At 66.0% G+C, this 13228-nt stretch carries 13 protein-coding genes and 4 pseudogenes; 11 read left to right on the top strand and 6 right to left on the bottom strand.

Annotated features, from left to right (window positions below; translation table 11 throughout):
• Positions 1–679: 679 nt before the first annotated feature.
• Both ACZ60X_RS33095 and ACZ60X_RS33090 read right to left on the bottom strand, forming a co-directional pair.
• Positions 680–1207 carry a nucleotidyltransferase domain-containing protein gene (locus ACZ60X_RS33095; RefSeq protein WP_469606442.1) on the bottom strand — a complete coding sequence of 176 codons (528 nt, stop codon included), beginning with the start codon at positions 1205–1207 and terminating at the stop codon, positions 680–682.
• An 81-nt stretch (positions 1208–1288) separates the two neighbouring features.
• Positions 1289–2560 (bottom strand): IS256 family transposase, encoded by a 1272-nt coding sequence (locus tag ACZ60X_RS33090; RefSeq protein WP_469606801.1) that lies wholly within the window; start codon positions 2558–2560, stop codon positions 1289–1291.
• Positions 2561–3013: 453 nt separating this feature from the next.
• On the opposite strand from ACZ60X_RS33090, the gene ACZ60X_RS33085 reads away from it, so the two are divergent.
• From ACZ60X_RS33085 to ACZ60X_RS33075, 3 genes are read left to right on the top strand one after another with little or no spacing between them, the layout of a single operon-like run.
• On the top strand, positions 3014–3340 hold the full coding sequence (locus tag ACZ60X_RS33085; RefSeq protein ID WP_123544950.1) for a PadR family transcriptional regulator: 327 nt from the start codon (positions 3014–3016) through the stop codon (positions 3338–3340).
• The gene (locus ACZ60X_RS33080; protein WP_123544949.1) at positions 3337–3693 is read left to right on the top strand and encodes a DUF1048 domain-containing protein; all 357 of its coding nucleotides are present in this window, start codon (positions 3337–3339) and stop codon (positions 3691–3693) included. Before ACZ60X_RS33085 ends, ACZ60X_RS33080 begins: the two co-directional genes overlap by 4 nt.
• A 1-nt stretch (position 3694) precedes the next feature.
• Positions 3695–4021, top strand: coding sequence for a DUF1048 domain-containing protein (locus ACZ60X_RS33075; protein WP_469606437.1), 327 nt, complete (start codon positions 3695–3697; stop codon positions 4019–4021).
• A gap of 105 nt (positions 4022–4126) precedes the next feature.
• Here the strand turns inward: ACZ60X_RS33075 and ACZ60X_RS33070 are convergent.
• Positions 4127–4555 (bottom strand): annotated as a pseudogene (locus ACZ60X_RS33070) (IS110 family transposase); the annotation flags it as partial.
• Between ACZ60X_RS33070 and ACZ60X_RS33065 the strand changes: the two are divergent.
• The gene (locus tag ACZ60X_RS33065) at positions 4521–6077 is read left to right on the top strand and encodes a hypothetical protein (RefSeq protein WP_469606434.1); all 1557 of its coding nucleotides are present in this window, start codon (positions 4521–4523) and stop codon (positions 6075–6077) included. The pseudogene ACZ60X_RS33070 and the gene ACZ60X_RS33065 sit on opposite strands and share 35 nt — an antisense overlap.
• 914 nt (positions 6078–6991) lie before the next feature.
• Here ACZ60X_RS33065 and ACZ60X_RS33060 read toward each other — a convergent pair.
• Entirely contained in the window at positions 6992–7480 is a 489-nt protein-coding gene (locus ACZ60X_RS33060; protein ID WP_469606815.1) for a resolvase, read from the bottom strand.
• Here ACZ60X_RS33060 and ACZ60X_RS33055 point away from each other — a divergent pair.
• Together ACZ60X_RS33055 and ACZ60X_RS33050 are read left to right on the top strand one after the other, a co-directional pair.
• On the top strand, positions 7380–8033 hold the full coding sequence (locus ACZ60X_RS33055) for a DnaJ C-terminal domain-containing protein (protein ID WP_469606798.1): 654 nt from the start codon (positions 7380–7382) through the stop codon (positions 8031–8033). The two genes, ACZ60X_RS33060 and ACZ60X_RS33055, sit on opposite strands and share 101 nt — an antisense overlap.
• A 114-nt stretch (positions 8034–8147) precedes the next feature.
• A pseudogene (locus tag ACZ60X_RS33050) lies at positions 8148–8324 on the top strand (ATP-binding protein); the annotation flags it as partial.
• Between the two features lie 96 nt (positions 8325–8420).
• Here the strand turns inward: ACZ60X_RS33050 and ACZ60X_RS33045 are convergent.
• Positions 8421–8771, bottom strand: coding sequence for a hypothetical protein (locus ACZ60X_RS33045; RefSeq protein ID WP_469606796.1), 351 nt, complete (start codon positions 8769–8771; stop codon positions 8421–8423).
• Between the two features lie 138 nt (positions 8772–8909).
• Here ACZ60X_RS33045 and ACZ60X_RS33040 point away from each other — a divergent pair, with 138 nt between their 5' ends.
• The 4 genes and pseudogenes from ACZ60X_RS33040 to ACZ60X_RS33025 form a co-directional block, all read left to right on the top strand.
• Positions 8910–9047, top strand: a complete 138-nt coding sequence (locus tag ACZ60X_RS33040; protein ID WP_469606432.1) for a hypothetical protein — start codon at positions 8910–8912, stop codon at positions 9045–9047.
• Between the two features lie 329 nt (positions 9048–9376).
• Positions 9377–9667: a hypothetical protein gene (locus ACZ60X_RS33035; protein ID WP_469606429.1), complete on the top strand. Its 291-nt coding sequence runs from the start codon at positions 9377–9379 to the stop codon at positions 9665–9667.
• Positions 9668–9798: 131 nt separating this feature from the next.
• Positions 9799–11313, top strand: a complete 1515-nt coding sequence (locus tag ACZ60X_RS33030; RefSeq protein ID WP_469606427.1) for a pentapeptide repeat-containing protein — start codon at positions 9799–9801, stop codon at positions 11311–11313.
• A gap of 5 nt (positions 11314–11318) precedes the next feature.
• Positions 11319–11699, top strand: a pseudogene (locus ACZ60X_RS33025) (DNA polymerase Y family protein); the annotation flags it as partial.
• Positions 11700–11770: 71 nt separating this feature from the next.
• Here the strand turns inward: ACZ60X_RS33025 and ACZ60X_RS33020 are convergent.
• Complete coding sequence (locus ACZ60X_RS33020; RefSeq protein ID WP_469606425.1) at positions 11771–12856, bottom strand: integrase core domain-containing protein; 1086 nt, start codon at positions 12854–12856, stop codon at positions 11771–11773.
• Between the two features lie 67 nt (positions 12857–12923).
• Here ACZ60X_RS33020 and ACZ60X_RS33015 point away from each other — a divergent pair.
• Positions 12924–13118 (top strand): annotated as a pseudogene (locus ACZ60X_RS33015) (MFS transporter); the annotation flags it as partial.
• Positions 13119–13228 lie beyond the last annotated feature (110 nt).

The raw sequence follows: 13228 nt of genomic DNA, 5'->3' as shown, positions 1-13228 counted from the left end.
CCAGGCACAACGTAGAAAGCGGCCCCGCCCCTCGGTATAAGCAAGGGAACGGAGCCGCTCATGTCGAAGTCAGTTGGGCCGGGCCGCCTGCGTCTCCTGATCTTTGATGTCGTATACCTTGGCGCGTTCCACCGCCGGCATTTTGTGCAGCAGCAGCTGGGCCGCGGCCAACCCGTCGTCGTACGGGAACAGCTTCGGCGTCGGCCTTTCTGTTGGCGCCTGCGGCGGGGCGTCCCCGAGGCTCCGGGATGCTGTCTCGCCGATTGGCGGATGCCGTTGCAGGCAGCGCTGGGTCAGACGCGGCAGCGGGAGCGTATACCGCGGTATACGTCTGCTGTGGCGTCGGCTCGGGCTGTGGTCCGGGGCTGGAGACTTCTGACTGCGTCGGTTCGACCACCTCCGCGTATACCGCGGTATACGCCTGAGACGTATGCCCTGACTGTTGCGGTGACGGCCTCGGAGGCCGGGGCTGCTCCTGGTCGGCCTTCCACGCCGGATCGCGTCCCTTCTCGTGGTGTAGCCGATCAGCCCGGGGCGTGCGCCGGGGTGCGCTGGATGTAGCTGTGCGTAACTGGGCGCCCGGAGTGCCTGTAATCCACTGGACGCTCCTTGATGAGCGCGCGACCCATTTTGAAGCTCCGACTCCTGGCTCATCGAAGTTGACTGCTCACCGCTTGGACTAGCTGGTGCGATACGACTTGGGCACGGGAAGCCCGAATCGGGCGCAAAGCTGCGCCACGTCAGAGAAGTCAACTGCGCGTGGGGTATATCCGGTGTGGCATCGCAGTGCCCACTCCGGGGCCTCGCAGCGCACGACCGTGTCGAGGATCTGGCCTACGCCACCGAGGTCGGCCGTAGTGAACTGATGTCCGTTCACGACGCTCCCGTAGTGAACGACTCCGTGGGCGAGCTCCTCGTACAAGTGAAGATCGACTCGCAGGTGCTCACCATCGTGTAGCACGAAGTTCCACGGTCTGTCGCCGCCCCAAGGCAGCACGCGGTCGATGCCGAGCCGGGAAAACGCGGCGATCAACGGGTCAAGGTCAGCTGCTGGAAGCCAGAGGTCGAGGTCGGAATGTTCGCGGGTCTGCAGGCCCAACAGCGCGTCAACGGCCCATCCGCCACCGACACAGGCTCGTACTTCGTGAGCATCAAGCTCCGCGATCACTGACAATGCCGACTCAGCTGTCATGACGTGCTTGTGCATCCGCCGCCTCCGATCTGCTCGCGGTCCTGTGAGCGATGACGCGGCGTGGTTGATGACCGCACGATCCCCGGGCATTCTGCCTCACCGGACTCTACCGACTGCGACAACGCCGTTCGAGGGATTTTGGTGGGCTTCATCGACCTGGCTGGGGGCGCCTTCGGGGAGCTCGGCGGGGTAGAGCTGGTCCATGCTGCCTTCGGGGAGGTAGCGACGGGGGAAGGCGATCCATTCGTCGTGCATCTCGAAGAGCACGGCGGTGACCAGCCGCTGCAGGGCGTCGTCGTTGGGGAAGACCTGGACGACGTCGGTGCGGCGTTTGATCTCCCGGTTGATCCGTTCCAGCGGGTTCGTCGACTGGATCTTCTTCCAGTGCCTCGGTGGGAAGTCCGCGAACGCGGTCAGGTCTTCCTTCGCCTCCAGCAGCATGGCTTTGACCTTGGGGAACTGGGTGCCGAGCATGTCGGCGACGGTGTCGAGCTGGGTGCGCACGAGCTTCGCGGTGGGCTGGGTGAAGATCGTGCGGATCGTTGCGGCGACCATCTTGCCGGAGTCCCGGTCGATCACGCTGAAGACGTTGCGCAGGAAATGAACCCTGCATCGCTGCCAGGCGGCGCCGAGCATGACCTTGCGGACCGCGGCGACCAGCCCGGCGTGCTGGTCGGTGACGACCAGGCGGACCCCGGACAGGCCGCGTTCACGCAGGGAGCGCAGGAACTCCTTCCAGAACGCCTCGCTCTCGCTGTCTCCGACCATCAGGCCGAGGACCTCGCGGTTGCCGTCCTCAGTGATGCCGGTGGCGACCACGACGGCCCGCGAGACGATCTGGTGGTTGACGCGCGCCTTGCAGTAGGTCGCGTCCAGGTAGACGTAGGGGAAGCGGACATGGTCCAGCGGGCGGGTGCGGAACGCGGTCAGCGGTTCGTCCAGCGCCGCGCAGATCCGTGAAACCTCCGACTTGGAGATCCCGCTGTCCCCGCCCAGTGCTTTCACCAGGTCATCGACGCTGCGGGTGGAGACGCCGTGCACGTATGCCTCCATGATGACGGCGTAGAGGGCCTGGTCGATGCGGCGCCGGCGTTCCAGGAGGCTGGGGAAGAAGCTGCCGGTGCGGACCTTGGGGATCTCCAGGTCCAGGTCGCCGGCGAGCGTGGTGAGTACCTTCTCACGGTGCCCGTTTCGGATGTTGGTCCGCGTCGGTGTGTGCTCGTTCCACTCGGCGCCGATGTGGGCACTCGCTTCGGCCTCGATCAGCTCCTGCACCATCCGCTCCGCGATGGCGCGGATCAGCTCGATTCCGTCAGTCGAGCGTAGTGACTCAAGCAGCCGTATCAGCTCAGACTGGGACAGGGCCATCGTGTACTCCTCGTGGTTGAACTGGCTGTTCACCAAGGAGAGTTACGCGGTGGCCCATCCCCTGTTCAGGGAGCGGTACTCACCCGTGGAAGTGCGCCCCGGGCAGACGCCCGCGCACTCCCACCCGCTGATCCCGAACACCACGACGAGGGACACGATCCCACGCCGCGTACTGTTCCTCGGGCGGCATAGCCGCGTAGCGGCGCATCTCCCTGAAGGCTGCCAGCTTTCCCTCGAAGACGAGCTGCCTCATCTCCTCGGTCAAGCGCAGCACCCCGATGCGCTGGTTGAACCACTGCTTGAGTCGGGGACCACCGGGCTCCCAGGAGCTCCCTCGCCCAGCGATCGGTCCCGGGGTTGCGTCCACCGGAGACCTTGTCTTCCACTACTCGGTGATACCGTATAGTGGTACTCGGTAGCACGTAGTACCGACAGGGCTGAGGAGCACCCGCGATGGACGACCTGACGGAGATGTTGAAGGGCACGCTCGAAGGGTGCGTGCTCGAAATCATCGACAGGGAGGAAACCTACGGGTACGCCATCACCCGTCAACTGAACGAGCTCGGCTTCACCGACGTCATCGAGGGGACCGTGTACACCATCTTGCTGCGGCTGGAGAGGAACGGGCTCGTTCAGGTGACGAAACGACCCTCCGGGGTCGGTCCGCCGCGCAAGTTCTATGCGCTCAACGACGCCGGACGCGAGGAACTCGCGAAGTTCTGGACGAAATGGCAGTACCTCTCATCACGCATCGACAGCCTCAAGGAGGGCGGGGGATGAACTTCTGGGAGAAGGTCACAGGCAGCGATCTCACCAGGGAATGGAAGGCGTTCGAAGTCCGGGCCGAGGCCCTGCCGGACGACTACCGGGCGGCGTGGGGACAGATCATCGCCCACCTCTTCCCCTACGGGGATTTCACCGGCCGCAACCTGATGCCGATCCTCGACGCCGCTCTGGGGCTGCTCGAAGTAGCAGCGGCGGATGGGCAGAGCGTCCACGAGGTGCTCGGCGACGACGTCCAAGGCTTCTGCACCGCGCTTGCCGGCGGAGAAGGAGCCCGGACTTATCGCGACCGGTGGCGCGAGCAGTTGAACAGGAACGTCGCGAGGAAACTGAGCCGGCTGGGAGGCTGACGTGAGCATCAAGGACATCATCGAAGGCAAGAAACAGTGGCGGGCGCACGTGGCCCGGGTCAAGGCACTCCCGCCGGACTACCAAATCGTTTACAAGGAGATGCAGAAGTACCTGTTCAAGGTCGGACCGGTCAGCCTGTCCGACGGGTCCCTCCTCTCTGGAATCGTTGACTTCTTCGAGGAGGGCGTCGCCGCGGGCAAGGGAGTTGTGGAACTCATCGGTGCCGACGTCGCCGCGTTCTGCGACGACCTGATCAAGGACTCTCCCACCTACGCGGATGCCTACCAGGAATCCATTCACGGGGAGCCCGGCGCGACCGGGAAGTGACAGCCATCGGAGCGGTTCGCGACACTGCCGGTTGCACCACGGGGGGGGTAGACCGTGTCCTATGTGGTGAGGCGGATCAATCGCTTGTAGCAGCACAGGCTCGATGCTTCGCTGCCGTCCGGACTTGCGTAGCAGGGACCGCAGCTGGGTGCGGGTCAGCCGGGCGGCCGTCGCCGGGTCCGGCGCAGCGGCGAGCACAGCCCGCGCTTCCCGGGAGTCAAGTCCGATGCCCCGGACCTGGAAGGCGATCAAGGCGGCCGGGAAGTACTGCTTGAGGTGGGAGCGGAGCTGATTGTTCAGCTGGGCCCGGTTCCACACCGCGTCCTGCTGGGCCCGGGCGAGGACTGAAATGGCCTGGGCCAGTTCGGAGTCGGCGGGCAACGGCCGGTGGACGGCGGCGGCCGTGCGCAGGATGTTGGCCAGCGCCATGGCATCGGCGTGGTCGGACTTCGCCCGGGCGACGCGGTGACGCTCACGGTAGCGGGCGACCGCCATCGGGTTGATCGAGTACACCTTCCGCCCGGTGGCCCGCAGACGGCTCTGTCACACCTGCTACATGTTCAGCCGCAGCCATGAGACGGCCGTCTGCACCGGCTGTCGGCGAGTCCAGCCACTGAAGTGGGAGTACTGCCGTCTGTGCTGGTGCCAGGCCCGGCTCAACGCCAAGACCGCCACTGGCATGCCGACCGTCAGCGGCGAGGTGATGACCCCGTGGCTCCGGGCCGTCCGCCATCACCAGCTCTTCTTCGTGGGACTGCACTACAGCAGAGGATCGGCTCTCACTGCCCTGCACCACGCCAGGGCACGAGAAACCTTTCGCAAGGCGCCGCCCGTGTCGTGCTCACGGCCGAGCACCGGTTGGAGGCAACTACCGCTGTTCGAGCAGGTTCCGCGCGACTATGGCCGGCTCGCCCCGGAGGCCGCCGACCTGGCTAGCCCATGGCTGGCCTGGGCGAAACATCTCGCCCACCAACTCGCCGAGGCCCGGGGCTGGGGACGCAACATCCGCTTCGCTGTGAACCGTGGCCTGGCCGTCGTCCTCACCGGTTACGTCGAGGGCGACGTCATCCGACACAGCGAGATATTCACCCCGCTCAGAGCCCTCGACCTGCGGGTCGGGCACATCATCACGGTCCTTGAGGAGATGGGAATCTTCCTGGACGACAGCGAACCTTCCTTCGAGCGCTGGCTCGCCGAGCGGTTGGAGGGTCTCGCCCCCGGCATCGCGGCAGAAGCCGAAAGCTGGACCCGGGTTCTGCGTGACGGCGGCCCCCGCAGCCTGCCCCGGCGACAAGGAACGGTCTGGCTCTACCTCAACCGAGTCCGCCCCGCCCTGCTGACCTGGTCGGACCGTTACGACCACCTGCGGGAAGTAACCCGCCAGGACGTCCTTACCCACATCAAGACCTTGCACGGTCACCACCGCGGAGACCAACTTGTCGCACTGCGTTCGCTGTTCGCGCGGGCCAAGCGATCTGGCCTGATCTTCCGCAACCCGGCGAGCCGGATCAAGGTCGGCCAGAACGAGTACAGCGTGCTCCAACCGCTCGCACCCGACCAGATCGAGCGCTCCGTCGCCGCAGCCACCACTCCAGCCGCGCGTCTCATCCTCGCTCTGGCCGCAGTGCACGCCGCGAGAGTCGCCCAGATCGGCACCCTCATGCTCGACGACGCCGACGTCGGCAATCGCCGGCTGACCATCGCCGGCCGTGTCCGCCCGCTCGACGATCTCACCCTGAAACTGCTGCTGGAGTGGCTGGAGCACCGCCGGAAACGGTGGCCGAACACGGCCAACCTGCACCTGTTGATCAACAACCAGACCGCCACGGGCACCGGTCGCGTCAGCAACCACTGGATCAGCGCACCTCTACGCGGTCAGGACGCCACTTTGGAGAGACTCCGCGTCGACCGCCAGCTCGAAGAGGCCATGGTTCGAGGCCCCGACCCGCTCCACCTCGCCGAAGTGTTCGGCCTTCACGAAAAGACCGCCATGCGCTACGCGGACTCCGCACGGGCTCTGCTGGAGCAGACGGCCGAGGCAGACCCTGCGGGTTGACCGCGAACCCACGGGACCATCCCTCAGAACCGGGAGACCGCACTTCCGCGAACTCGCGGGGATCTGCGCCCAGGGGTCCTACTTCGGGAACCAGGGGACGAGTAACCGGCGAGTAGGGCTTTGACCATATGAGTCATGCGCCCCCTTGAGCGTGCTTGCGCAGCCCGCTGCGACTTCTTCCGAGACTCGGAGCCGTTCATCCTGTTCATGCGCCCCAGTGCACTCGGGCGCACAAGGGCGCACGCATGCGATCGACGACTGCTAGAAGCGACCGTTTACAGGGGGGCGCACCGCCTCCTAACCCCACGAACGGCGCCGGCGGAGTCCACCAGGTCGCGTCAGCGTACTTCCATACCAGGCAGAGCCTACCCGTTCGTGATCTTGCCGAATGCGGAACGGGTAGGCCCCGAAACCCACGGAGGGGCTTGAAATGACGGTATAGGTGAGCACAACCGCACTGTGGGTCATCGCGGCAGCAGTGGCAGCTGGGGTCGTGGTCTACAGGTGGTCCCAGCGGCGGACGGGGACCGGGGTCCCGCAGCAACGGGGGGACCTCGGCCAAGCCGTCGGTGCGGCGGCGGCCGTCGGTGCACTCCTCGCCGCGGTGCTGGGACTCCCAGAGGGTGCGGCTACCGCGGATTCCGGGAATGCGCCGCCGGTGAAGTCGCCGACCAGCACGGCGCAGCCCTCGAACTCAGGGTTGCCGAGCCGATAAGCCGAGTTGACGTGACGCGCTCGGCCTCCGGGCGGGCGTCCGCCTAGACGGTCAGGTGAGACGGGCAATGGCGGCGGGAGGGGCGGGTGGACAGGCTGGCCGATGTCACGTCCGAAGCTCTGTGGCTCGCACAGCATCCTCGTGTTCAAGCCGAACCCACGGATGCGCCGACCTCAAGCAGACCGGTGGACCCGTGGGTTCAGGCTGAACAGTCCTCGGTTTCCTTGAACCCACGAGGATCCACGGCCTCGGGGAACATCGGTACAGCGGTTATCGGTGAGAACGATCTTGTTCGGGGTGTGAGGGCGCTGACCCTGTTCTCGTACTCGCGGCGGGCCTTGCGCTGGGCCGGGACCGCAGGGAGGCCCTGACCGCCGTCGAGCGGCTGGCAGCGGGCGAGGAGCCCTCGGTGCACGGCGGGGACGGCGCTGACGCGGAGGGTGTAGCCCTGGCCGCGCCGTACGGTCGCCCCCTGGTCGAGCGCGGCGCGCTCGGCGGGCTCCAGCTCGGCGGTGCGGAGGTAGTCGGCGACCTTGCCCGGCATGTCGAGGGTGACCGGCAGCTCCGGGGCGGGCGCGTCTTCCTCGATGGCGGTGCGGTCGGGCAGGAGGTCGGCGACGGCGGTACGGATCGCACCGCGGCTGACGCCGTGGTCACGGGCGAGGGCGGCGATGGAGCGGCCTTCCAAGTACGCGGTGCGTACGTCGTCGGTCGGCCCTTCACTGGCACCTCCTGGCGCCTGGTCAGTCAGCACCTCACCGAACAGCCGGCACCGCTGCGCACCCTGCGCCCGGACGCCCCTGCAGAGCTGGAGCGGCTCGTCGACCGGCTCTTGGCCAAGGACCCTGCCCAGAGGCCAGCCATTGCAGATGCGTGGGCCACTCTCAAAGAGATCAACGACCGGTACTTCGGATCCACCCCGCCCAGCCGCGGCAAAGACATCGCCCACGACATCGACGTCACCCCGGCGGAAGCCACCGACGGCGCGATCATCCCCCTGCGGATCACTGCCCCACAAGCCCTGCCCCGCCTGTGCCACCAGGACAGACGCGAACGCGGCGCGGGCCAGCACGACCTGCAAGGGAGAGGGCCGACTCATCCGGGAGCAGCACACCCACAAGGTCCGCATCCCCGCGGGCATCAAGGACGGCCAGAAGGTCCGGATCCGCGAGCTCGGTGGCCCCGGCAAGCACGGCGGTGCGCCAGGAGACCTGTACGTCACCGTGCACGTCGTCGAGTGATCAACTCTCGGACTCCGGCGCTCCGGCACCGGGCGCTGCCTTGCTGGACGGGGCGGCCACGGGAAGACACCAGCCCACCCAGGCTGGTGCCACCTCAGCGGAGCGATCCGCTGACGCTCTTCACCCTCAATGATCATCACCAGCAACCGGGCGCCCAGCGACTGGTATCCCCTCTTTCCCAACCCGGTCGTCGCCGAGTCTCTCCTCGACCGGCTGATCAACGCCAGCCACCAGGTCATCATGAACGGCCCCAGCTACCGACCCAACAATCGGCCGAAGGGTCCCACCGACCCGACCAAGCCCCGGCCAAGTAGGCGAACCCACCTCAGGGGCTGGGCGGTTGCGTGGCCACAGCCCCTGGGGAATTACCGTCGACAGGCTCCAGGCTCACAGCCACCGCTGGGCGGCCTCGACGCTGTCGCCGCCGCTCGTGTTGAACGCAATCGCCGCCTTCGGCGCATGCCGTCGAACCAGATTCACGACCTGCTCAAAGAGCGGCATGAGCGGCTCCGGCTTGCGGATCCCACCCCCGATCACGACGACGTCCCAGGCCTGCTCGGACAGCGCTGCAACGATCGTCGACTCGGCCGACTCATCCAGCTCGATCAGCGTCATGGACGCATCGATGGCGTATTCGCCGAATCTGGCCAGCTCCTGCTCCAGGGCCGCTCGGATGGCGTCTCCGTCCATCCCGGGCACTGCACGCGGGTCGATTCCAAGAATAAGAACGCGGGGCATGCCCAAGAAGACGATCAGTCGATCGTCCAAGTTCCCGACGGACGAGGCCGGTGCCCAAACGGAGGGACGACGCCCTGGGGGATTACGTGAAGTTAGCCGTGGGGAATTACGTGTGACCGTCGACAGAAGGACCCGCAGGTGGTGTTCGACCACATCGACCGGTATGGCGAGACGTCGGCCCGGCGGCTGTTCACCGGACGGTTCGTGGACCAGGTCCGGCAGATGTCCGGCCTCGGGCACCTGAACCTCGGCTACATCCCGTGGGGGCAGGCATGAGCAGCGGTGAGACGTCCGGTGGGGGACCTGGCCCGGATCGCGCTGCGGGCCGCGATGGTGCAGGCCCGCCGGAACGGCGGCGGCCAGAAGGCGAAGGCGCGGCCTGCCCGTGTTCGCCGCAGAGGTCAGGAGTTGTTCTTGATGGCGTTCATGATGGATTCCGCCAGTTGACCGGAATGCGCGAGAGGATCACGTACTGGCAGTTCTCCGGGACTCGCCCACCTTTTACTCCCGTCGGGTTGCGTGACTGCGCTGCTGTCGCATAGCAGCGACCATCCGAAGTCGGAGAGGTCGAAGTAGTACAGCTCGCCCCCGACGCGGATGCGGATATGGCAGCCGCAAGGATCATGCGGGCGCCCCTGGGCGTGGTCATTCTCGCGAGTATGCAGGCGGGCGCACGGTCGCCGCCGTCCGGAGCCAGCACATATGCACCCGGCCGACGTCATCCGCCCCCGAGCCTGAACGAGATTCGCCGCCTGTACGACCGGATCGTCCTCGCCCCCGGCCGCACCGCCCAGACCTGGCTCGCCATGCACTGGCACCACTGGCGCACCCGCCACCAGACCCCTGCCCGCGCCAGCCACTACCGCACCCGGACCGCCCGCGCTCACTCACCGTAAAGCAACCGGCTGTAGTACTAGTGGTGCGATCGAACGCAAATTCACCCAGATGTTCGCGTCCGATGCACCACGTGAGCTAATGCGCGGGAAGTCGCACCAAGCCAATAAAGTCAACATGCCAGGCTGAATGCATGAAGGTTCCGAACGCCGTAACCCGAGACCGACTTACAGGAGCGCTGTGCTTCGTTCTGCTCTTCGCGGTAGCGCTATGGGCGGTATGGATCATTCCTGTACGGTTGACAGCACATCCGCGCATCACTGATCCCGTACAGCGGCAAAAGGCTGCAGCCGATGTTCGAACGGGGCTAGTCGCATTCCTGGCGCTCCTAGGAGCATCTGGTATCGGCTGGGCGTACTTCACAAACAAAACCCTGAAGCTAACCCGGACAACCCAGATCACAGATCGCTATTCAAAAGCAGTTGAGCAGCTCGGAGACGATAATCCAGACATCTCCATTGGCGGAATTTACGCCCTGAGGCGGATTATGAAGGATAGTCCAGAGGATGAGGACGGCATCGTCGCTGTACTCTCCGCATTCGTTCGCCGCAGAGGTAAGCGCGAAGCAGATGGGGCTACACCATGGCCGCCACTCGAATCGGAACGAGACTACTTTAAACCGTCCTTTCGAATCCAAGCGGCGCTAACCGTTCTGGCGAGCATATCAGGGGCCTCAGACGTAGTCGACTTGCGCGACACGGATCTTCGCGGCGCCAGACTGAGAGGTGCGAATCTCGGTAACGCCGTTTTGCGCCGCTCCTTTCTCGCTGGCGCTCACCTGGATCGAGCGTACCTCGCTGGCGCAAATCTCGTGGGAGCCGACTTGACAAAGGCCCACATGGACGGAGTAACCCTAGAGAACGCCGAGATAAGGAGAGCCACCCTCATCAAAGTCCAGGGCCTGGCAAACGTGTCCTTTGCTGGAGTTGACCTGGAAGAGGCAAATATCGAGGATGGACTACTCAGCAAGGTACAGCTCGCAGAGGCAAAGAATGGAAGTACGATCAACCTCCTTGCGCGTGACCCCAATACACTGAGCGTCGATTACAAAAACGCCGTCCTTTCATTCTACGATTCCCTGCCCGATACCGTCGCGAAAGAAGAATTCCTACATCAAGAGAAACTGGAGGTGTCGCAGCTCAATGAATGGAAACGCGGCGTGCAGCCACTGCCGATTCCCTGCCCCGCCGCCCTCATCCCGGACGCCACGGGCACGGCCGCTTTCCATGATGCGTACCGGAATGCCATGGCGCACAACGCCGTGTTCGTCGCCATCGAATCCGAAAGACGTCGGCGATGGGCCGTGAAGGCAGACACGCTCACCGTCGGCTCCGGCCATGCAGTCGCCGATGCAGTCAACGAAGAAGTCCAAGGCGCAATCTCACGGCTGGTGCAAAGCCATGAGGTCGAATGGGGCGCTTACACGGGACCGATCTACTTCAGGATGCACGGGGTGCGGAGCGAAGAACGAGCCCGCGAGCTCGCCGCCGCGCTTCATGCCGCCCTGTACGGAGATCCGGAACCCCTGGCCCGTGCGGTCCCTGAGCGGGCGGCCCGACCCTCGTCAGCCTCCCGCCCGGGTGAATCTTGCGCTGGGCTGCGTGCACCACACCTGTTGCACCGCTATGGTCGTCCCAACCGCTTCTGAGCTGCATGAACTCGAACCGCACGCTCGCGGCGCCCTGGAGAATCGACCGCCATCCCCGCGACCTGGCCCAGCTCATCGCGCTCCGGGCTGCCGCGCTGTACGGCGTCCAGACGACCATCGGCGGAGGCAACTCCATCCTGATCGCCGCCATGGCCGCCGACGCCACCCCACCCGGCCGCATCACCATCGTCGACCCCACCTCGGCCGCGATCGCCGCCTTCCTCAACCCCCGCCCCGTCCACGCCTTGCCCGGCATCGGCCCCGCAACCGCCACCCTCCTGACCCGGCACGGCCTGCACACCATCGGCGCCCTCGCCGCCACCCCGTCACTCACCCTGCAGCGTCTCCTCGGCAAAGCCACCGGCCGAGAGATCGCCGACCGAGCCCGCGGCCACGACCCCCGCCCCGTCACCCCCCCCACCGCCCCCTGTCGGGCTCGAAAAGTCATCGCTGCAGGTCAAGCCACGTACTGGTACTGGTTGATGACTCCGCTGAGGATGCGGGTGCGCAGGAGGTTGTACGGCGCACCCTCGGGCAGGACCGGCTCCCTATCCGTGCCTTGGGGTGGCCGTTGGTCTCGTGATCTGTGTGGCCGGTGTCGGTTGTAGTGCTCCTGGTACTCCGCGAGGACGCGTCGGGCGTGGGCCTCGTTCATGATCAGAACGTGGTCGAGCGCTTCGCGTCGGATTGTGCCGATGACGCGCTCGCAGTGGGCGTTCATGCGCGGCGCCTGGGGCGCGCTGAGCAGCACCTGCAGGCCTTCGGACTTGAAGACGGCGTCGAAGGCGTCGGTGTACTTGCTGTCGCGGTCACGGAGCACGAAGCGAAGCGACTCGACGCGGCTGCCGAGGTCGGTGGTGAGGTTGCGGGCCTGCTGGGTCGCCCATTGCGCGGTGGGATGGGCGGTAACGCCGGTGACGTGGCGCTTGCGGGTGCCGTGTTCCAGGAACGCCAGCGCGTACAGCCGCCTGCCAGTGATGGTGTCGACGTGGAAGAAGTCCGCCGCGATGATCCCCTCGGCCTGGGTGGTCAGGAATTCGCGCCAGCTCGGGCCGGTGCGACGCGGAGCCGGGTCGATGCCGGCTGCGTGCAGGATCTGCCAGACCGTGGACGGCGCGATCGGATGTCCCAACCGGGCCAGCTCGCCCTGGATCCGCCGGTGGCCCCACCGCGGGTTCTCACGTGCCAAACGCAGGACCAGCTTCTTGAGCACGGCCGCCGTCCGTGGACGGCCGGTGCAGCGGCGTCGGGCGGAGTTGTCCCACTGCTTGGCGATCACCCTGCGGTGCCACGCCGGCAGCGTCCCCGGGGTGACCGGGAAGACACGCCTCCAGTCGCAGCGCGGTATCAGCGACGACAGCGCAGCCAACCAGAACCGGTCCGCGGGCTCGTAACGGACCGAGCCCCCAAGTTGCCGTCGCAGCACAGCATTCTCGTGCCGTAGCACCAGCAGTTCGGCGTCCTTGGCCGTGTTGCGGCGCAACAGGACGCCCGGCACGGATAGCAACGCGCGGGTGATCCGGTACACCATCGAGACGATCACCACTGCAGCATCTCAACCACCAGCCTGCGCCTTGCACACGACCCCACCTGCAGCGATGACTTTCCGAGCCCCACAGGCGTCGGTGCTGTTCACCGCCTCCTTCCAGGCGACCATCTCCCTGGGCGCACTGGCTGGCGGAGTCGTCGTCGACCACAGCTCCCCGTCCCTGGTCATGGCCCTCGGCGGGATCGCCGCCGTCCTCATGGTTCTGGCCGTGTGGGCCCATCTCGCGCTGCGCCTGACCTGGCAGGACAACACCTGACCAGGCGCCCCCTGAGAATCGCTTTCTGCCCCTGTTAGCTTGATCTTTAACCTCGCCGGGTCACCTGACCTGCTGATCTTGGCTGTTTCGTGAGACAGCAGGGCGGCCGT

The sequence above is a fragment of the Streptomyces sp. NPDC104106 genome (genome assembly GCF_055584345.1).
This window is presented reverse-complemented; position numbering and strand designations above follow the sequence as displayed.